Below are 20,174 nucleotides of genomic sequence, written 5' to 3'. Positions count from 1 at the left end.
ATGAAACGGTATTGGAGATTAATCGTAATCGTAACAGTCGTCATTCTGACCATTGGGGCATTTTATATAAAGTCGTCCTTAGCGGCAGGAAATTATCCGGAATTCAAGATTGAAAAGATAAGCGGCAATGAAAGACTAATCAATTCGGTCATTCTAAATGGCAATTATACTGCCGGAAATAGCATGGGTGAATCTGTCAAAGTGACGCCTGATGGTTCTGAATACAACAGTAATCAGTCATTTATTGAGCGTATTCAAGGGTTATACAACAATAAAATTTACAGACTGCAGCAAGAATATCGTGGCTTCATGCGTGGAAAAACCGGGAGCATCACTTCCTACTTTGAAGAAGAGGAGACACTGGCCTATGCTGAAGTAATTAATCAATCTGTACGTATTTCCAACAATGATATGGAATTTGATATTGCCGTTCTGAATAAGGAAAATGATGAAACAATATCATTCACGGTGCCAGTACCAAACAGGGCAATGTATACACAAGTTTACGTTGAGGATGTACAAATGACAGATGATACATTGAAGGTTGTTACGCGCAATTTTTCTAAGGATGGCGGAAATGCAATATACTTGTACAGTTTTGATATTATGAAACAGGAAATAAACGAAGATGAAAGAGTTGCAATTACAGGAGAAAATGAAAATAATGCGATGAACCATCTTGGGATGATATCTGCTTCAGATCAGACAGCTGCGCAGAAATATATCATTTTCAGTAAAGACAGCCCGGATGGCCAAGATGTGCAAGGATATATTGTATATAATTTGGAGACTGGAGAACAGCGAACATTAGAACCGTCTCAAGATTTATCGGGAGATGCCCTCGCTTATGATAATGAATATCTCTATTTCAGCACCGGGAATCAAATTGTGCAGTATAATATTGAAACGGATGAAATTACAGCTGAAATAGACCTGCCTTCACAGGACACCAGTAATGGTGATATGCAGAGGAATACACTGCCAATGCTGCATGTAGACAGTGATAAAATGTATCTGCTCACAGGAAATCCCGGAAAGAAAACAAGCCAAAATATAGCTGTTATTGATACAACAACAGGGGAAACGTTATACAATGGGCAATTGACTAGTAAGAAGCCAATTGACCAAAATGGTGCACTGCATATATTTGATATTCAGATTGGCTCTTGACCAAAATCTAAGACTGATATTTAAAGGATAATGTGATAGACAATGAAAAACACTTGTAACCCTGCTAAAGTGAAAATACAAAACAAATCCACAATAGCGAGGCGTTACAAGTGTATTTTCACTTTACCCCCTCACTCTCCAGAATCCCGGACAATTTTTTTACATCAACCACAAGGTTTTTGATGACTTCATGCGTTCTGGAACCGGGGTTCGCATTCCTGCATTTCAGAAAATAATAATCCAAACCTAAATACTGTCCAATTTTCATGAATTCGTCTGACGTTGACGTGAATAACTGAATGATTTTCGTTCCCGGCTGACAGAACATAATATTTGCTAATCCTGCTCCATTCGGACTTATGATTACTTTGGCTGAAGAAAAAATATCAATTTGCTGCTGTACAGTTAAGGAACTCAACACAATTTTCTTAAATCCTTTTTTGTTCAAAAGTTTCATGAGTTTGGGTTCATTGGCAACTTTTCTCCACGAAGCATCTTCCCGGCTGATATAGATGCGATCATAGTCGTTTGAGCTTGTATGGCGGCCTTCTTTCAGAAATAAGTCCCGGAGAAATTCAACTGTCCATTTCACAGATGTTCCTGCATTAAATGGTACGGATGGTAAAATTAAATTTTCTGCTTTTAGGTGTTTTCCCGGAGTAAGCTGTAAGATTTTATCCTCAGGGATGCCGAGCATGTTAACTGTTTCCCACTGGAATGGTGATGTCAGAGGGGGCAGAACATATTTATCGACCTTAAAGCCGCTGAGCTGGAGCAAATGATAACGTCCTAACGTATCATGCAGCCAATGCCAGTAATTGGAATGCCCGGCCCATGCTAAAACACCCAACGTTCCATAATAAGAAGTGGGAGAAGGTATTTCATTAACTGCAGCCTTTTCAAAATATCTCCAATATAAATGAAAGACCATGTCATACAAACACTTGTAATCAGGTGTCAATACATAAACCATGCCTTCTCTATTATCGCACATCCATATACTTCCGTTTTCTATTTTTGAAACATAAGACTTTCGAAACTTGTGGTTCTCCCCAAATTGTGGAGGATACACCCAGTCAACCCATTGCGGCGGATCTCCTTTTGGACGCGTATATGTTACCGATTCATTTGTGTAGAATTCCTTATAAACATCTTCTATATCTTCTGTTTTTGTGTTTTTGTCTAGCCATTCTTTCGTATGAATATATAAATCTGTCATACTTATACATCTCCTTTTTTAATTAACGACCTTGACCTATGCCCTGTTTTTGCACGTATTTTAGAGTACTCCATAATATGTAGAAAAGTATTCAATAGTGTTGAACGATTGACCTGCTATACCAACCTGATAAATACGTGATGCACAGAAATGGGGGGATTACTAAATGATAAACGTATTGGTAACCGGTGCGGGCGGGTTTATCGGTACGAATCTTATCGATAGGCTGCATAGACAAAAAGGAGTGTGTGTCAAACAGTATCACAACGGGGAAGATCTGCCATTGCTGTATGAACAATTAAACGACGCAGATATTATCTATCATCTGGCAGGGGCGAACAGACCCCAAAATAATGAAGAATTTGCAAGGGTCAATAGAGGCCTTACTGAATTGATCACCAACTATTTAAAAGAACATCATAAGACACCGAAAATCGTTTTTTCATCCACCACTCAAGCAGAACTTGATATACCTTATGGTTTAAGTAAGAGAGCGGCCGAAGAAGTGCTGAAAAATTATAGTAATGATACCGGTGCAGAAGTATATATTTATCGGCTGCCGGGTGTTTTTGGAAAGTGGTGTAAACCGCATTATAATTCAGTTGTCGCGACTTTTTGTCATGAATTGGCACATGACCGGGACATCGACATTCATGATGCGAACAAAGCACTTGATCTCGTATATATTGATGATGTTGTGGACAGTTTTATGGATTGTCTTGACCGGGAAAAGACGGAAGGAAAATTCTATTGCGATATCACTCAAACCTTCCATACAACGGTAGGAGAACTGGCTCAAAAGCTTTATGAGATAAAGGATATGAGAAAAACGCTGATCATACCTGACCTGTCCAACAAATTAACAAAGTACTTGTATACGACCTATTTATCGTATTTAGCCGAGAATAATTTTTCATATAGTTTGCCGGCTCATCAGGATGAAAGAGGAAGTCTAGTTGAATTAATCAAATCACACCAGGCCGGCCAAGTCTTTATGTCAACATCACGTAAGGGCGTCATAAGAGGGAATCATTATCACCATACAAAAGTAGAGAAATTTTGTGTGATTAAGGGAGTGGCAAACATTAAACTAAGGGAGATCGATTCCGGTGAAGAACTGATCACTTATATGGTCTCGGACCAAAACATAGAGATGGTTGATATTCCGCCAGGTTATACCCATTCAATTGAAAACGTAACGGATGATGAGATAATTGTTTTGTTTTGGGCCAATGAACTTTTTGATCCGGATAACCCGGATACTTTTTCCTTAAACGTTCAGCCGAATGAAAATGATGAAAAGAAAGGATGATAACCGTGTCAGCAGATAGGACATACACATGTCAGGAAGACGATATTTGTTTGGTTGCCTATCCAAAATCAGGGAATAATTTCTTGTTATTTCTTGTAGCCATGTTATTGTACCGAAAAAAAATAGATTGGGCCACAAAGGGTGAAATGATTCAAAATGTATCAAGTGCACCAATTGAAAACTTGCCGACCCCGCGTCTTGTATGGAGTCATGATCGTTACAATCCATCATATCCCAAAGTTATTTACCTGGTAAGAGACCCCAGGGATGTTGTCATCTCCTATTATCATCATTTTCAGAAATACTATGGTGAAACTCGTGATTTTGATGAATATTTTGATGCGTTTATGGAAGGCGATATTGGGCCCGGAATGTGGGATGCGAATATAGAAAGCTGGCTTGACAAACAAGAAAAAATAAAAAATGGTTTTCTGCTTGTTAAATACGAGGATCTTCTTGAAAATACTTCTAAAGAGGCAAAAAGGATTATTAACTTCTTGAACTTAGACAGGACAGAACAAGAAATCAATGAAGCGGTTAATTGGTCTTCTTTCGATAATATGAAAGCGTTGGAACAGAAACAGCAGTCCCATCTAAACGGTAATTCACCATTTGTCAATCACAATATGCCTTTTGTAAGAGAAGGTAAGGCGAATAAATGGAAATCAGTTTTAAGCAAAGAGCAGCAGCAGCAAATCGATCAAACATTTGATAAGATTTTAACACGATTAGGGTATAAATAAAGAGATTATTATAAGCGCCTTCTGATTAAAGAGGGCGTTTTATTATTTAGGAAGGTGTATAATCGATGCTGAATTTATTGCTGATTGCGGCCGATACTTCCCATTTTACAAATAATAATTATTACTATTTAGAGAAAGAATTAGCAAAGATGACGAAACTGATGGTTCATCGAAAATCCGGTCATATTAATCAAATATTACGAAAGATCCCCGAGACACCGGATTTCATTTTAATCATAAATGATGTAGGTAAAATGTTCAGGCCTGTGGTTAACGGTCTATCCAATATCAGCATTCCTGTAGGGCTGATGGTAAACGATGCTCACCGGTTTGTGAGACAGCGGAAAAGGTATATTACGAATAATCATATCAAGACATTCTTTGTTATATGCCGGCATAATTTTTACAATTATTATCCTCGTCAAAAGCATGATCAGGTGTTTTTTCTCCCTCAATTTGCGAATACCTCAATCTTTAAAAACTATGGTGGTGAAAAACCGATTGATCTAATGATGCTGGGAGAAGTTTCTTTTCCTCAAATCTATCCATTAAGAGAAAAAATATTACAGCATTATAAAGATGATCCCGGATTTTTTAACCGTCCTCATCCAGGATGGCGGGATTTTACAGAGGAAAAAGCAGAAAATACGTTAATTGGAGAAAACTATGCCAGGGCCATTAATCAGGCAAAGCTATTTTTTGCATGCGGTTCAGTACGGCAGGTTGTGACATTTAAATACTTTGAAGTGCCAGCGTGCCGCACATTACTAATGGCTCCTGCCTTACCGGAACTTAAGGATATTGGCTTGATAGCAGGCAAGCATTTTGTAGCTATAAACGAAGAAAACTTTGCGGAAAAAGCTGATTACTATCTAAAAAATACTGAAGAGCGGGAAAGGATTACCGAAGAGGGGTATCGCTTCGTTCATAACCACCATTCAACCTCTCACAGGGCAGGACAATTAGTTCAGCAGATAGAGAGCGCTGTATCCCGCATGTAACTGTCAGTAACACCACGGGTATTAAGCTCTGTTGAACAAAAATCCCTTACCACATTTAGCGTGGTAAGGGATGCTTTTCGGATGATTTGACTCTCACCGGGCATCACCTCTAAAAAGGGCTTGTGATGATGTGATAAAGTTTGCGTTCATAAGAATTTGCTCAATTTCGCTGAATGACATTAATTCATCATTGGATTGATAACGTTTGAAAGTGACCCTTGGCAAATGTTCATATCTTTTCTTTATCTTCTCTGTAGTATTGTCAGGTAAAATGACATAGTAATTTTCATCGAATTTATAAGTGTTCCGTGATTCAGCATTTGATACTAATACCTCATGGAGTTTCTCTCCTGGACGGATCCCTATCTCATTTATAGCAATACCTTTTGCAGCAAAATGTCTTTCTAGGACCTCAACCAAATCGACAATTCGGCATGCTTTCATTTTCATGACAAATATTTCGCCGCCAATTGCTTGTTCGGATGCATATAAAAGCAAATCAATGGCTTGAGAAACCGTCAGGAAAAAGCGTGTCATTTCCTTGGATGTAAGAGGAACAGTATGATGGGTTGCAATTTGTTCTTTGAAGAACGGGATCACACTGCCATTTGTCCCAATAACATTGCCGCCGCGGATACAGACAAATTGTGTATGATTGCTTAATTGATTGGCCTGAATGATCAATTTTTCACCAACGGCTTTCGTAAGTCCATAAAAATTGATCGGTTCCACAGCTTTATCTGTTGAAACATCAATGACTTTTCTAACGTTTTGATTTAAACTTGCTTTGATAATGTTCTCCGTACCATCTACATTGGTTCTTAACGCTTCCGAAGGTTGGTCTTCGCATATCGGTACATGTTTGAGTGCCGAAAGATGGAATATATAATCAACATTTTTTGCTGCTTCGTTCACTGCTGCAAAATCCCTTACATCGCCAATTACAAATTTTAAATAGGGATTATCCGAAAATGTCCTTTTCATTTTCACCTGAGCAAATTCATTACGTGAAAAGATTCTTATTTCCTTTGGTTGAAATGGCAGCAGCTTTTTAACTAGTTCATGTCCCCAGGAACCCGTCCCTCCGGTAATCAATATTGTCGTATTTTGAAACACATTTAAACAACTCCCTCCAGCGATATAAAAGTGGGTTTTCAATCATTGGGGGATTCCCCGCTGATTGTTAGATGATCATAATCGGACCATTACTGAGAGTGACCCCTGCCTAAACGTCATAGACGACCAGTTGTGCGGGATAATTCCTACTGTTTATATCAGTAGGGATATAGGTTTGAATAATGCCGATGATTAGATGATAGATATACTTCTAAAATTAGTTTCTCTGTTGCTTTGTTCATTCCCGCTTGATCACCGCCATCATTAATTTTGAAAAAGTAAAAGGTTATACCACTAATTTATGAAGAAAATAGTAGACTGTATATGATATATGTTTAAATAAAAGCAAAAAAGGCAGTTGGTGTGAGTCCAAATGTGTTATACAGAGACCTGGAAGCAATGGAATTCAGGGTCTTAAATTTCGTGCACTAATATATTTGATCAAGGTAAAAATTGGAAACCAAGAAAGCCGGTGATCAGCCGGCTTTCCAAGGGTTAAATTCATGGGTGTGGACTCTCAACAAGACTTGTATCGATTACAATATGGTATGTATATCAAAGCAAGTCGAATCGGCACTTCCACTAAGAGATTTGCACAATCTTATAATACATTGGACAGATAACATGTTTTTATAGGAGATATAGTACACCAGGTAAACCAAAATTGTCTTATAAGCATATGTATTTATCCAGAATCATACCATGTACAAGGGCGTTGTAAGCTCTCCAGACAAATTTTTGGTGATCGGAGGAGGTTTTGTTGAGCGATATAACTGCCTTTCTTATCCATTATTCTGATCAAACAGCACTGCATAAAGCGTTTATGTCGTTAAACTCTATTCGTTCCAGACTGAAAGCGGTTATCGTTTTTCAACAAGGGGGGAGCGCTTTAAAGCGAATTCCTGAAGTTGATTGGTCTAAGAAGGTTCAGTTTTTGACGATTGAGGATAAGAATGAAGGAGACATATTGCAAGATACAATCAATACGATTGATACCACTCATGTGTTATTGCTGAGCGGCAATGATTATCTTTCAGCTAAAATTACGCCCTATTCCCTGCATCTTGCCAGGAACCAGTCTGTTTTAGGAACCTTTAAACATAATAGGGATATGACAATTCGGATGCCTCTACTCATTCGCACGTCATTTCTAAAACAGCAATTCTTGCTAACTTCTTCTGAGCTGCCATTCAAAGAAGCACTTTTACCTGCCTGGCTTTCCCGGATGGAAGATTCCGCGAAAAGGTTTAAGGAAGGTTTAGTTAAGCAGACGAGGAATAATAGCTCCAGGAACACATCTGAAAGGCAAAAGTTTATCGAAAAATACCAACTGAAAAAAACGAATACCAATCACCCCAGCCTTTCGATCATCATGGCCTGTTACAATATGGGGGCATATGTCCAAACGGCTGCGGCCAGCTGTCTAATGCAAAAAGAACAGGCGGAGCAGTTACTGATCATGGACGATGGCTCAACTGATGATACGTGGCAGCGGCTGAGGCGGTATCGTGGTAACTCAAGGGTACAGGTGTTAAGTAAAGAGAACGGGGGAAAGGCAAGGGCCTTAAACGCACTATTGCCGCACGTTACGTCCGATTTTATATTGGAGCTTGATGCTGATGACTGGCTTGATCCTGATGCTGTTTCCGTCATCAAAAAACATCTTGCAGGTCTTCCGGATGATGTGTCTGTGTTGTACGGCAATCTAAGAAAATGGAAACAATTAGAAAAAGACGTCGTGTTTAAAGGAATTGCCAAAGGAAGATCTATTAAGGGGAGGAAAAATCTTTTATTATACCGTTTTCCGCTTGGACCGCGTGTCTATCGCACGTCTTCGTTAAAAAAAGAAGGCGGCTTTCCGGTTATCGATTTTGCAGACGGCAGGCTTTACGAAGATGTCAGTGTATTAATCCGGTTAATAAGCCGTTACCGGTTTGAGTATCAGGATTTCACCGTCTACAATGTCAGGGAACATAAAGAAAGCATTACGAAGCAAAACCTTGGCGGCTGGAATAATTTCTTAAAATCACTTAATTAAAAGAGAGTAATGACCGTTCCCACCTATTGTTCCCCAACCTCCAAATTCATTTAACTGAAAAGACCCCGGCTTCTAATAAGCCAGGGTCTTCTGGAATATTTGTCCTAAGCGGCTGCAGCAGGAAAACGGACGAAATTGATAGCATCTATTGACAGGTATAGTGTGGTGTTTTCCCCATAACCGCTGTCAATCTCTACAACGAGAACTAAATCTGTGGTAACGGTGGAGAGAATACCTTCTATCAAATTGCTATCAGTAGCTACTTCAACCCTTGATCCAATGCGTGTGGCCAGCTCAGCTGCAAACGTATCTTGGAACATCTGAATCCCTCCTTTATAATTCACTGACCAATTCAATGCTCTCTATAGGGACAAGAATTTGAGACCCATCGGCTTCAACCAGTACAACATAGTCATTCTGCACTGAAATGACCGTCCCTGTTACCGGACCAAATGGCGTCGTAACCTCCACTTGCTCATTCTGTAATTCCAGCAATACATCTCTTAGCGTTTCAGGCGTGGAAGGCGAAGGGTCAACGGGTGTATCTGTTCCATCATCTGTACCGAAATCTAAATTGAATCCAGCATCGAAGTCGACGCCCGGCAAATCAACTGAAAAGTTGTGATTCAAACCGTTATCCGTATTATCAGTAACTAAGTTTTGGGATAACTGATTGGCCAGACGCAGCAGGCCCCGTTGACGATTTGTCAGGTTAACCATTTCATTCATTCCTTTCGTTATTGATATTTTGTGCTCTTGTCCTATCTGTCAGATAACCAAAATAGGACTTGTAATACAGACCTCCGGGGAGAAGGGGATGAAGTGTCTCCGCTTCATTTGGTTTACTCCTCATCCCCGGGAATTCCTTTAAGACCATTACAGAATATCCAGGCTGGCAACAATCGCAGCGAGAATCTGGAATAACAATTGTATATTAACAGCTACGTCAGTATCCCTTGTGGTGATTTCAATATCCCTTGACTGTTCAACAATTGTTTTTTGGCAGTTCCCTTGTCGTGTGCTGACCATTTGTCTGATGCCTTGTGTTACGCTATCTGATTGTGATCCGTTCCCAATAGAAATATTAATAACGGCTCCAATCGCTGCTTCAATACCAAGCTGTAGAGAGAAAGCGGCCTGCCTGTCGGTAGTTGTGACATCAATATCCTGGGAGTCCTTTATGATAATCCATTCATCTGAATTTTGCTGATTTGATACAAACTGATCCGCATCCTGCGTCACTTCTGCGTTGTTTTGGTCATTTGTATTTTCATCACAATGGTCAAGTGCACGCCATTTTGTTCTTGTCATATGATCCATAATTTTCCACTCCTTTCATTATTTTTATAGAACATCAACCATTACAACCAGCATTATCAGCAATTGCAGCAGAACTTGAATATTAACGGCCAGGTCTGTGTCTCTCGTAGTTACAGTAGCGTCTTTAGTATTGTAGATGAAGATTTTTTGTTTATTGACTTGTTCGGAATTAAAGGACTGCATAAGATCTTGTGATATGGCTTCGCTTCTTGCTGAATCTGCTATGGCAACGTTCACCACCAGGGATATCGCCAGCTGTAAACTAGCTTGAAGTGAAAGTCCGATCTGGGTGTCTCTGGAATCGACTGTAATATCACAGGATTCCTTCACCCAAATCATTTCTGCTGATTCCTGATCCATAAAGGAATACTGGCTTGCATCCTGTGACACAAGTGCATCGGAATCGACCTCCACCATTTCAAAGCGGTCATGCTGGTTATGGCGGTTGCCATGCGTGTGTTTATCCTTGCATTTGTCGCAGTGATTGGATTCAGGGAAACAATTATTGGATCCGCAACTCTGACATTGGTGTTTTTTGTCGCGATTTCGTTCTTTTCTTTGGTCACATTTCTTATATTCATGTCTGCATCTGTCACATTTGTTTGATTCAGAGGAACAGTCATTGAATCCACAACTCTGACAGCGGTGATGACGTCCATGTTTGCGTTCTTCTCGTTGATTATGCCACTTACTTTCATCTCTGCAGCTGTCGCATTGGTTGGATTCAAATGAACAATCGTTGGATCCGCAATTCTGACAGCAGTGTTGATGACGGCGTTTTAGTTTATCCCTAAGGTAAAAGTATTTACTCTTGCCATAGGGATTCATGATACCGTGTCTCTTATCTGAATTCATATTTACACTCCTTTCTTTAGTTAATATTACTCTATGGATATTCCTACTAATCAGATTGTACACATTCACTAGATTATCGTTTTTAGGCAAAATTAAAGAAAACACCTATGAAATGGGTGTTTTCTTTAATAGACTTCTATTCATCTGTTTTCGTCGTATCTTTTTCCCCTTTGTTAAATTGATCCACCTGTTCCCTTAGATCTTCAACCATTTCTTTTAGCATTTTTTTCTGGTCATTCGATATATTATTCTTGATTTCCTCAGGGTTTACATTATTTTTCCGAAATATTTCATCAACCATGACTTTGGCAACCTTTTCGGGTATTGCGTTGTGATTGGATGACTTGCCGTCCATAGTAATTTCACCTGCTTTCTTTAAGCTTTAGTGTATTTTATGATTAATGACAACTTTTGATTGTATTGTTGTCTATGATTTTTAGGGACCATGAATCGTTGATAGACTATTATCCTATGAGAGATATATGAGAGACAGGTACCCATCGTTATTTAGCGGAAAGAGAAGGGGAGAGTAAGACAAGAAAAAGCACAGTTTGGCTAACTGCACTTTTAAATCGGGGATTGACTCCGGATAGGATTTACTGCAGGAATCCATCATATATTTTACTTATTTTTTCTTTAAACAAATCCATGTGGACGATACGGTATATGTTCTCATGACAGCGCCTCCTTCCGAACGCAAGTTGTGTTATTTGAAGTGTTATCTTTATTAAAAAGATTAAACTGCCGCCATTGGGGCGACAGTTTTGCATTTAAGGGTATTAAACGGAGGAGGTGGGATTCGAACCCACGCGGGCGTCAACCCCTAACGCATTTCGAGTGCGTCCCCTTCAGCCGGGCTTGGGTACTCCTCCACTTTCTGAAATGGTGCTGGTGAGAGGACTCGAACCTCCGACCTGCTCATTACGAGTGAGCCGCGCTGCCAACTGTGCCACACCAGCAAGTTATCTGCAACTTTTAAGTTCATTGAAAATCATAATATAAATTTTTTGTTTGTGCAATGGATTTGACTGGAAATTCTTCTGTGCTTAAATTGGCAAGTACAGGGAACAGTAATAACGGAGGTGCTCGCATGACAGTGGAAGGCTATATCAGATTAGGTCTGACAGTTATTATTTTGGTTATGATTGTGATTATCCTCTATCGATTCAATGCGGGAAAAAGCGACAGGAGGCAAAGTTCGTTGGAAATCATGAAAGAGCGATACGAAAAGGGCGAGATTACTGAGGAAGAGTATGAGAAAGCGAGGAAAAAGCAAGGGAAATAAAGTGAAACTTCATTCAGTGGAGTGTTCTTCTCCACTGAATGTTAGTTGAACAAAATCGGACATTTATGGACAGTTAAGCCGTCGCTCGCCGGAGGGCAGGCAAGCGGCAGCAGGATTTAGATGCTATTCTGGATCAGGTGTTTGATATCCTCTGTTTGTCCTTTATGAAACCAATCCACGATCCTGCTTCCGACAACTACACCGTCACAGTTAGTGGATAGGTCACGGGCCTGTTCGGGGGTTGATACACCGAACCCTGCCAGCACGGGTGTGTCCGTCATTTGCTTCAAATTCTGCAAATAGGTTTGAACATTGCTGCCGTGTGATGTCCTGGCACCGGTTGTGCCTTTGACCGAAACGGCATAGAGAAAACCTTCCGTACGCCGGGCAATTTCAATGAGCCGCTCATCCGGGCTGGTCATAGCGGCCAACCGAATATTGGAAATTGAGTATTGTTCAAGGGCGTCAGTAATCAATGCTTCTTCCTCCAGTGGCAGGTCTGGAATGATCACACCATTTACACCGGCATTTGCACAGGCTGCCGCAAATTTCTCTGGGCCAAAAGTGAAAATAGGGTTTAAATAGGTCATCAAAATAACCGGAATCGACCGTTTATCCTTGAATGTCTCCAATGCTTCCAGGACACCATTCAGTGTCGTGCCATTCTCCAAAGCCCGCTGTCCGGCATCTTGAATGGTTGGTCCGTCTGCGGTCGGGTCGGAAAAGGGGATGCCGAGTTCCACAGCCACTGCTCCGCATTCTTCAAGAAAACTGAGCCGCTCCTCAAGGATATCAAGTCCGCCATCACCGGCCATAATGTATGGGACAATAATATTTTGATCTGCTGACCGTTTGTTTTTAAGCGCATTATCCAAAAACTTATTATTCATCGGCATTCCCTCCCAATACATCTTTAACCGATTCAACATCCTTGTCTCCGCGTCCGGATAAACAAATAACTAACGATTCAAACTCATCCATTTCCCTTGCCAGTTTCACCGCAAAAGCCACCGCATGAGCACTTTCCAGAGCCGGAATAATCCCTTCCGTCTGTGATAGAAGCTTAAAAGCATCGATAGCCTCCCGGTCTGTGATAGATGTGTAGGTAACGCGCTCGGTATTATGAAGATGGCTGTGCTCTGGTCCGACGCCGGGATAATCGAGGCCTGCTGAAATGGAATTTGCCTCTTCAATCTGGCCATGCTCATCCTGCAGCAGATGTGTCATTGTCCCATGCAAAACCCCAACACTGCCGGCTGTTAATGTTGCAGCATGCTTTTGCGTTTCAATTCCGCTTCCACCGGCTTCCACACCATAAATTCTAATGTCTTCATCCTCGACAAACGGATAAAACATGCCCATTGCATTGCTGCCGCCGCCTACACAGGCAACAACCGCATCGGGGAGTCGCCCCCTATCCTTCTGGTGCTGCTGTTTCGTTTCTTTCCCGATAACGGACTGAAAATCACGCACCATTTTCGGGAAAGGGTGGGGGCCAACAACAGAGCCAATGATATAATGTGTATCTTCCACATGGCTGACCCAGTAACGCAATGCTTCATTCACTGCATCTTTCAATGTGCCGCTTCCCTGTGATACACTTTCGACCTTTGCACCGAGCAGTTCCATCCGGAAAACGTTCAGTTTTTGCCGGCGGATATCTTCTTCACCCATGAAAACAATGCATTCAAGTCCCAGGAGCGCACAAACTGTTGCGGTAGCGACGCCATGCTGGCCCGCACCTGTTTCGGCAACAATCTTTTGCTTTCCCATTCGCAATGTCAGCAAAGCCTGACCGATTGTATTATTGATTTTATGTGCCCCTGTGTGATTCAGGTCTTCACGCTTCAAGTATATGGAAGGCCCGCCCAGTTTTTCAGATAGGCTTTTGGCGTGAAAAAGCGGCGTTTCCCGCCCGACATAGTCTTTCAAATAATAATCGAGTTCCTCTCTGAAAGAAGGGTCGTTCATGGCTGCATCGTAAGCTTCTTCCAGTTCAAGCAGTGCCGGCATCAAAAGTTCAGGAACAAATCGTCCGCCGAAACTGCCGTATCTTCCTTTCGTGTCCGGGAATGTATATGTGGTCATTGCCATCATCCTTTCATTTTAGCGTTATTAATAAATTGATTGATTTTTTCACGGTCTTTTGCGCCGCCCGTTTCAACACCGCTTGATACATCCACACCCGCCGGTTTGGCAGTTAAAACCGCTGTTTGCACATTTTCGGGATTCAGTCCGCCGGCAAGAATCAGTTTTTCGGTATCCAGCCCGGCATCTGCCAGCCGGGCCCAGTCAAATGTCGTGCCATTGCCGCCCCGGTTGGGTCCTTTAGGGCTGTCGATCAGAAAATAGTCACACGGATAAGCTTGTATTTCATCCACATCCTGTTTACCCATCCGGAACGCCTTAATGACAGGGAAGGGGAGTGATTCAGCAAAAGTCGCTGGTTCATCGCCGTGCAGCTGAATAATATCCAGTCCTGCTGTTTCGGCAGTCTGTATAATCGTATCCCTGGTTTCATTGACAAATATACCGACTTTTTTGACTGATGACGGGACCTCTTTGCTGATGGCCGCTGCTTTTTCCGGTGTCAATTGCCGTTTGCTCGGTGCGAAGACAAACCCGATGAAATCCACACCGGCCCTGACAGCCTCTTGTGCCGATTCAATCGTTGTCATGCCGCAAATTTTAACGTACATTGGTCTGTTCTCCTTCCGTTAGCGGGACTTGCAGCTCGCTGATTGTTTGCGGCAAGTCATCAGCCCACATCAGTGTTTCGCCGATAAGGACGGCCCGCGCACCGCTGCCGGCAGCTTCAGCGACATCGTTACGCGTTTTAATCCCGCTTTCGCTGATCAGAATGGTGTCAGGGTTCGTGACCATAGATGCCAGCCGGCCGGTGGTATTTAAATCAACGTCAAACGTTTTTAAGTTCCGGTTGTTGATGCCGATAACGTCAGCGCGTGACTCAATGGCCGTTTTCATTTCATCTTCATCGTGCACTTCAACAAGCACATCAAGGCCCTGCTCGCTGGCATAAGTGTGGAGCTCCTGCAATTTGGACGGGGACATGGCTGCGACAATCAATAGAATGATGGAGGCTCCCGCCGCTTTGGCATGATCAATTTGTACCTTGTCGATGAAAAAGTCTTTACAGAGGAGCGGGACATCGACTGCTTTGCGAACGGCATGCAAATCATTCATCGACCCTTTAAAAAACGTTTCATCGGTCAGCACCGATATCGCTCCGGCGCCGTTTGATGCATATAAGGTTGCTTGATTGCCCGGATTAACATCGAGGTCGATTGCCCCTTTGGAAGGGGATGACCGTTTGATTTCGGCTATAATGTTCATGCGTTCTGTATTATGAAATGTCCGGGTAATCGACGGCACCTGTCCGGTTGTTGGCGGCACATCAGGAAGCGCCTGCCTTTTTAATTGTTCAACTTCCTTTTTCTTTTGCTGGACAATCTTATCTAAAATGGTCATGTTATATCGCCTCGCTTGTGATTTTGCTGCTGTAATCGACCAATCGCTGCAGTTTTTCCATGGCTGCGCTGCTTTGAATGCTCTCTTCAGCCTTTTGGATGCCGTCTTTAATCGACGCTGCGGCCCCGTTGGCAAATAAGCCAATCCCGGCATTGAGCAGGACGGTATCGTAATAAGGGCCTTTCTTACCGTTTAGGACATCGAGCAGAATAGCGGCGTTATCTTTTGCGTCACCGCCCCGGATGTCGTCATTGTCATACACCGGTAAATTGACCTCAGACGGATGAAGGGTGAATGATGTGACTTTTCCTTCATCCATTAATGAAATATGGTTGTCGCCTGCAAGTGACGCTTCATCCATATACCCGGCACCGTTAATGACTAGTGCGCGCTTACGTCCGAGCTGATGCAGTGTTTCAGCAAGCACTGGCAGCATATCTCGGCGATAAGATCCCAATAGTTGTGTGTCAAGATTGACCGGGTTTGTCAGCGGGCCAACCAGATTAAAGATTGTCGGAATGCCTAAGTTTTTCCGGACAGTCATAAATCGCTTCATACCAGGAAGGACATGGGGTGCATAGAGGAATGCGATGTTATTTTCCTGAATCATTTCCTCCACGTGTTCCTTTGAAAAAGATAGGGAGATGCCTAAGTGCTCCAGCACATCAGCACTTCCCGTTTTGCTTGAAACGCTGCGATTGCCGTGTTTGGCAACTTTAACCCCGGCGCCGGCAAGCACAAACGCAGCGGTTGTGCTGATGTTGAAACTGTGTGATCCGTCCCCGCCGGTCCCGCAATTATCCATGACATCCGTTAATGTGTTCGTTGTTTGACTGGATTGTAATCTGATAACCTCAGCAAGTCCGGCGATTTCTTCAGGTGTTTCGCCTTTTGCCCGCAGTGCAGTCAGGAATGAAGCAAGTTCACTTTCACTGATATGATCTGCAAATGTCGCAGTGGCAGCACCCTTCATTTCTTCTAATGTCAGGTTTTCCTGGCTCAGCAGTTTTTCAAGATAATGTTTCATGATGAAATCTCCTTTCTATTTTAAAAATGATTGTTTTTAAACGGTTGTTCTTTTTAATAAAAAACATAAACTGCGACGTACTTTGAAAGTATATTTGAGTGCAATGATACCGCTCCGGAAATTTTTCCACAGCTCTTCTCAGCTATGCCTCATGTGTGACGTCATAGTCTTTAATGGCCATTAAAGATTTTGCTTTGTGCAACGTTTCGTTATATTCAGCTTCCGGATCTGAATCATTGACAATGCCTGCACCGGCCTGTAAGTATGCGCGATCCTCTTTTACAATGAGTGACCGGATCGCGAGCGCCATGTTCAGGTTGTAATTGAAGCTGATGTAACCGACCCCGCCGCCGTAAACACCGCGATTGACATTTTCCAGATCATTGATTATTTGCATTGCACGGGTTCTCGGTGACCCAGACACGGTTCCGGCGGGCAGACAAGCCATCAGCGCATCAATACCCGTATAACCTTTAGCCAATTTACCGCGGACTACCGATACCATGTGCATCACATGCTGATACTTCTCCACTTTCATATAGATAGGCACAGTGACACTACCGGTTTCACAGACTCTGTCAAAGTCATTACGGCTTAAGTCGACAAGCATTTCGTGTTCCGAGATTTCTTTCTTGTCTGCCAGCAGTTCTCTCCTCAGGGCTTCATCGGCATCTGTTGTACTACCGCGCGGACGTGTCCCTGCGATCGGATTTGTCATGATGTGCCGGCCGCTTGTTTCAATCAGGCTTTCCGGTGAAGCGCCAAGCACAACGTAATCATCAAAATCGATATAAAACATGTATGGTGATGGGTTGGCCTTTCTCAGTTTCCGGTAAAAAGTAAATGGATCACCCTGCATCTCAGCTTTCATCCGCTGTGATAACACGACTTGATAGGTGTCACCTCGTCTGATATAGTCTTTGGCGATTTCGACATTCCGTATAAAATGTTCTTTCTCCATTTCGGGCTCAAAAACTACCTCTTTACCAGCTGAGACATCTGCCGTCGGGAACGGAATTAATGCCTTTTTCAAAGCTGCCAGCCGTTCGTCCAGCATGTACTCTGGCTGGTGATCCAGATTTGTCACCACCAGGTATACCGATTCGTCGCTATGGTCATAAACGATAATGTTTTGGTAAAGCATCAGATGGACATCCGGCATGCCGATGTCGTCAGGTAAATCGTCCCCAATATTTTCATAGCTTCGGATGGCATCATAGCCGATGTAACCGACTGCACCGCCGAAAAATGGAAAGGGGAGTGCCAGATTCATTTCGGGAAATTCTTTTTGGAGTACGGTCAGAGCTGGTTCGTTCCTGGTTTCGGATGTTTCATTTTCATGATTTAAAATGGTTGTTTCTTTGTCGCTGCCTTTGAATTCCTGATAAGGATCAGCCCCGATGAAGGAATACCTGCCTTTTTCCTCATGCTGGATTGAGCTTTCCAGTAAAAACTTTTTTCTGCCGTAAAGGTTTTCGAATATCCCGATGGGTGTCAGTGTGTCACCATTCAGTTTGGTATATTTATAGGGCAGTGTGTTTGATTCTGTCATTTTCGCACGGCTCCTTTCCGGTTATTTGAATGGGCTCTGTTAAACAATCGTGTTGATTTCGAATTCGCTGCAGGCAGCAGGGGGCTTTAGAATAAAAAAATCCTCTGCAAACACACATGAAATGTGAATGCAGAGGACGATTGCAACCGCGGTGCCACCTCTTTTGGAGAGTCATAACAAATCTCCATCTTTGTTCAGATACGGGAAAATCCTTCTTCCGATATCCTATCCGTATAACGGCGGAGCACCGTGTTTCCATACTGACATTTCAGGAAACCTCTCGTAAGTCCATTCAGCAATGATTCACGTACCGGTATCACACCGTCACCGGCTCTCTTGAACGCTTCAAAAAAAGCTTACTTCTCTTACTCGACAATTTAGCAGTATTCTTTTTGAAATGCAAAAAGGTTCCCCATCCGAAAAGGACGAGGAACCCGTGGTACCACCTTTATTAGCTGAAAACAGCTCACTTTGGCCATATCAAGCAGTCATGCTCAATAGAGTCTCGTGTAACGATGAGACTTGATCGCCAAAGCCTACTGCAAAATTGGTTCGGTCTGGAAGCTCGGAAGTCCATTCATCTAACGCACACACCGGTTCCCACCAGCCACCGGCTCTCTTATGTGAAGCGAATAGATTACTGCTCTTCGTCTTTGCTCAATTCAGAATGAAATTATTGTTAAATATCATAAAACTGTTCTGCCAGAATGTCAAGTGGTTTTTGAAAAATAATTAAATAATGCTGTTTCAAACATGCTGTTATGTGCTATTTTAGATATATACATTTTTCATAAAAGAGGGAGTTCTGAAGATGCCAAAGAAAAAAGTAGGAATTATTTTTGGCGGGAAATCGGCTGAGCATGAGGTGTCGTTGCAATCAGCCAAAAATATCGTCGATGCGATTGATAAAGATAGATATGAGGTTGTTTTAATCGGAATTGATAAACAGGGGAAGTGGCATATCAATGATAAATCTTCCTATCTGATTAACGAAGAAAATCCAAAATTGATTCAATTGAATAAATCGAATAAGGCTATCGCCATCGTGCCGGGCGAAACAGATCATCAGCTTGTGCGGGCAGCAGACGCAGGGCTGATTGATCAGTTGGATGCGGTATTTCCGATTGTCCATGGAACGCTCGGTGAGGATGGCAGTCTGCAGGGGCTGATGCGGATAGCGAACTTGCCGTTTGTTGGAACCAGTGTGTTGGGCTCGGCCATCTGCATGGATAAAGACATTGCCAAGCGATTGCTGAAGGCAGCAGGGATTAATGTGGCAAACGGAGTAGCATTTTCACGTGCCAGCCAGGATCAGATTGATTTTACTGCAGTAAAGAACCAGGTCGGAGTGCCGATGTTCATCAAGCCAGCCAATCAAGGGTCTTCTGTCGGCGTCAGCAAAGTCTCAACACAAGCCGATTTTGATAAAGCAATTGAGCAGGCGTTTCTGTATGATCAGAAAGTGGTGATTGAAGAAACGCTTAAAGGCCGGGAGATCGAGTGTGCTGTTTTAGGTAATGAGGATCCAAAATCGTCGGTGCCGGGCGAAATTTTACCGCAAACCGAATTCTACTCGTATGAATCCAAGTATATCGATGAAACCGGTGCAATACTGGAAATGCCGGCTGATTTGACGGATGAAGAAGTTGAAAAGTTGCAAAAAACAGCTATAGAGGCGTTCAGAACACTTGAATGTGAAGGTCTTGCCCGCGTTGATTTCTTTCTGACTGAGGACGGGGAGGTCTATGTAAACGAAGTAAATACATTGCCCGGCTTCACCCGCATCAGCATGTACCCGAAACTGTGGGAGCTCAGCGGTGTTCCATATCCGGAGCTGATTGATCAGCTGATTGAGCTGGCAATCGACCGTCATCAGAAGAATAGCACATTGAAAAGTGCTGTATGGGATGAGGAATAACTGAAATACTGACGGCAGCTCTCCAAATTAAGGAGTATCGACAGAAGAAGCAAAGTATCGGCAGAAAAGAAAAAGTATCTGCAGAAAAAGGAAAATATCAGCAGAAGAAACAAAATATCAACGCGAGAA

At 42.5% G+C, this 20,174-nt stretch carries 21 protein-coding genes, 2 tRNA genes and 2 other annotated features; of the genes, 8 read left to right on the top strand and 15 right to left on the bottom strand.

All coding sequences use genetic code 11. The features are described from left to right. Nucleotides 1–1,170, top strand: coding sequence for a hypothetical protein (locus VK097_RS01085; protein ID WP_324209942.1), 1,170 nt, complete (start codon nt 1–3; stop codon nt 1,168–1,170). Between the two features lie 118 nt (nt 1,171–1,288). Here VK097_RS01085 and VK097_RS01080 read toward each other — a convergent pair whose 3' ends face one another. Next, entirely contained in the window at nt 1,289–2,389 is a 1,101-nt protein-coding gene (locus VK097_RS01080; protein ID WP_324209941.1) for a glycosyltransferase family 61 protein, read from the bottom strand. A 166-nt stretch (nt 2,390–2,555) separates the two neighbouring features. Here VK097_RS01080 and VK097_RS01075 point away from each other — a divergent pair, with 166 nt between their 5' ends. The 3 genes from VK097_RS01075 to VK097_RS01065 all read left to right on the top strand — a co-directional run bounded on the left by VK097_RS01075 (nt 2,556) and on the right by VK097_RS01065 (nt 5,445). Next, a complete protein-coding gene (locus VK097_RS01075) occupies nt 2,556–3,701 on the top strand; it encodes a polysaccharide biosynthesis C-terminal domain-containing protein (protein ID WP_324209940.1) in 1,146 nt (381 codons plus the stop codon). A gap of 5 nt (nt 3,702–3,706) precedes the next feature. Further along, complete coding sequence (locus VK097_RS01070; protein ID WP_324209939.1) at nt 3,707–4,444, top strand: sulfotransferase domain-containing protein; 738 nt, start codon at nt 3,707–3,709, stop codon at nt 4,442–4,444. A gap of 65 nt (nt 4,445–4,509) precedes the next feature. Then, a complete protein-coding gene (locus tag VK097_RS01065) occupies nt 4,510–5,445 on the top strand; it encodes a glycosyltransferase (RefSeq protein WP_324209938.1) in 936 nt (311 codons plus the stop codon). A gap of 93 nt (nt 5,446–5,538) precedes the next feature. On the opposite strand, the gene VK097_RS01060 is transcribed toward VK097_RS01065, so the two are convergent. Next, entirely contained in the window at nt 5,539–6,561 is a 1,023-nt protein-coding gene (locus VK097_RS01060) for a polysaccharide biosynthesis protein (RefSeq protein WP_324209975.1), read from the bottom strand. A 760-nt stretch (nt 6,562–7,321) separates the two neighbouring features. Here VK097_RS01060 and VK097_RS01055 point away from each other — a divergent pair. Further along, nucleotides 7,322–8,599: a glycosyltransferase family 2 protein gene (locus VK097_RS01055; RefSeq protein ID WP_324209937.1), complete on the top strand. Its 1,278-nt coding sequence runs from the start codon at nt 7,322–7,324 to the stop codon at nt 8,597–8,599. Nucleotides 8,600–8,703: 104 nt separating this feature from the next. On the opposite strand, the gene VK097_RS01050 is transcribed toward VK097_RS01055, so the two are convergent. The 4 genes from VK097_RS01050 to VK097_RS01035 all read right to left on the bottom strand — a co-directional run bounded on the left by VK097_RS01050 (nt 8,704) and on the right by VK097_RS01035 (nt 10,336). After that, nucleotides 8,704–8,919, bottom strand: a complete 216-nt coding sequence (locus tag VK097_RS01050) for a hypothetical protein (protein ID WP_324209936.1) — start codon at nt 8,917–8,919, stop codon at nt 8,704–8,706. 13 nt (nt 8,920–8,932) lie between these two features. Then, a complete protein-coding gene (locus VK097_RS01045; protein WP_324209935.1) occupies nt 8,933–9,319 on the bottom strand; it encodes a DUF2642 domain-containing protein in 387 nt (128 codons plus the stop codon). Between the two features lie 156 nt (nt 9,320–9,475). Then, nucleotides 9,476–9,919, bottom strand: a complete 444-nt coding sequence (locus VK097_RS01040) for a spore coat protein (RefSeq protein WP_324209934.1) — start codon at nt 9,917–9,919, stop codon at nt 9,476–9,478. A 24-nt stretch (nt 9,920–9,943) separates the two neighbouring features. Continuing rightward, on the bottom strand, nt 9,944–10,336 hold the full coding sequence (locus VK097_RS01035) for a spore coat protein (protein WP_324209933.1): 393 nt from the start codon (nt 10,334–10,336) through the stop codon (nt 9,944–9,946). A gap of 21 nt (nt 10,337–10,357) precedes the next feature. On the opposite strand from VK097_RS01035, the gene VK097_RS01030 reads away from it, so the two are divergent. Beyond that, nucleotides 10,358–10,525, top strand: coding sequence for a hypothetical protein (locus VK097_RS01030; protein ID WP_324209932.1), 168 nt, complete (start codon nt 10,358–10,360; stop codon nt 10,523–10,525). A 385-nt stretch (nt 10,526–10,910) separates the two neighbouring features. Here VK097_RS01030 and VK097_RS01025 read toward each other — a convergent pair whose 3' ends face one another. The 3 genes from VK097_RS01025 to VK097_RS01015 all read right to left on the bottom strand — a co-directional run bounded on the left by VK097_RS01025 (nt 10,911) and on the right by VK097_RS01015 (nt 11,733). Then, nucleotides 10,911–11,129, bottom strand: a complete 219-nt coding sequence (locus VK097_RS01025) for a spore coat protein (RefSeq protein ID WP_324209931.1) — start codon at nt 11,127–11,129, stop codon at nt 10,911–10,913. 429 nt (nt 11,130–11,558) lie between these two features. Beyond that, nucleotides 11,559–11,646 (bottom strand) — tRNA-Ser (locus VK097_RS01020). Nucleotides 11,647–11,657: 11 nt separating this feature from the next. Then, nucleotides 11,658–11,733: transfer RNA gene (locus VK097_RS01015), tRNA-Thr, on the bottom strand. A 131-nt stretch (nt 11,734–11,864) separates the two neighbouring features. Between VK097_RS01015 and VK097_RS01010 the strand changes: the two genes are divergently transcribed. Then, nucleotides 11,865–12,059, top strand: a complete 195-nt coding sequence (locus tag VK097_RS01010) for an SHOCT domain-containing protein (RefSeq protein WP_324209930.1) — start codon at nt 11,865–11,867, stop codon at nt 12,057–12,059. Between the two features lie 116 nt (nt 12,060–12,175). Here the strand turns inward: VK097_RS01010 and trpA are convergent, their stop codons facing one another. From trpA to trpE, 6 genes are all read right to left on the bottom strand, one after another. Then, complete coding sequence (trpA, locus tag VK097_RS01005; RefSeq protein WP_324209929.1) at nt 12,176–12,949, bottom strand: tryptophan synthase subunit alpha; 774 nt, start codon at nt 12,947–12,949, stop codon at nt 12,176–12,178. Next, nucleotides 12,942–14,147: a tryptophan synthase subunit beta gene (trpB, locus tag VK097_RS01000; RefSeq protein ID WP_324209928.1), complete on the bottom strand. Its 1,206-nt coding sequence runs from the start codon at nt 14,145–14,147 to the stop codon at nt 12,942–12,944. The genes trpA and trpB overlap by 8 nt, the downstream gene beginning before the upstream one ends. A gap of 5 nt (nt 14,148–14,152) precedes the next feature. Continuing rightward, nucleotides 14,153–14,758: a phosphoribosylanthranilate isomerase gene (locus VK097_RS00995; protein ID WP_324209927.1), complete on the bottom strand. Its 606-nt coding sequence runs from the start codon at nt 14,756–14,758 to the stop codon at nt 14,153–14,155. After that, the gene (gene trpC, locus VK097_RS00990) at nt 14,748–15,548 is read right to left on the bottom strand and encodes an indole-3-glycerol phosphate synthase TrpC (protein WP_324209926.1); all 801 of its coding nucleotides are present in this window, start codon (nt 15,546–15,548) and stop codon (nt 14,748–14,750) included. Before trpC ends, VK097_RS00995 begins: the two co-directional genes overlap by 11 nt. 1 nt (nt 15,549) lies before the next feature. Then, nucleotides 15,550–16,575, bottom strand: coding sequence for an anthranilate phosphoribosyltransferase (trpD, locus tag VK097_RS00985; protein WP_324209925.1), 1,026 nt, complete (start codon nt 16,573–16,575; stop codon nt 15,550–15,552). A 142-nt stretch (nt 16,576–16,717) separates the two neighbouring features. Further along, nucleotides 16,718–18,127: an anthranilate synthase component I gene (gene trpE, locus VK097_RS00980; RefSeq protein ID WP_324209924.1), complete on the bottom strand. Its 1,410-nt coding sequence runs from the start codon at nt 18,125–18,127 to the stop codon at nt 16,718–16,720. Nucleotides 18,128–18,256: 129 nt separating this feature from the next. After that, nucleotides 18,257–18,509 (bottom strand) — a binding site (T-box leader). 36 nt (nt 18,510–18,545) lie between these two features. Continuing rightward, nucleotides 18,546–18,790: a binding site (T-box leader), on the bottom strand. Nucleotides 18,791–18,938: 148 nt separating this feature from the next. On the opposite strand from trpE, the gene ddlA reads away from it, so the two are divergent. Continuing rightward, nucleotides 18,939–20,045, top strand: coding sequence for a D-alanine--D-alanine ligase (gene ddlA / locus VK097_RS00975; protein ID WP_324209923.1), 1,107 nt, complete (start codon nt 18,939–18,941; stop codon nt 20,043–20,045). The last annotated feature ends 129 nt before the right edge of the window (nt 20,046–20,174 follow it).

Origin of the sequence: Lentibacillus sp. (assembly GCF_035301675.1) — a bacterium.
Classification (GTDB): Bacteria; Bacillota; Bacilli; order Bacillales; family Amphibacillaceae; genus Lentibacillus.
The sequence above is the reverse complement of the archived record's forward strand: the minus strand, read 5'-3'. Positions and strand labels throughout refer to the sequence as shown.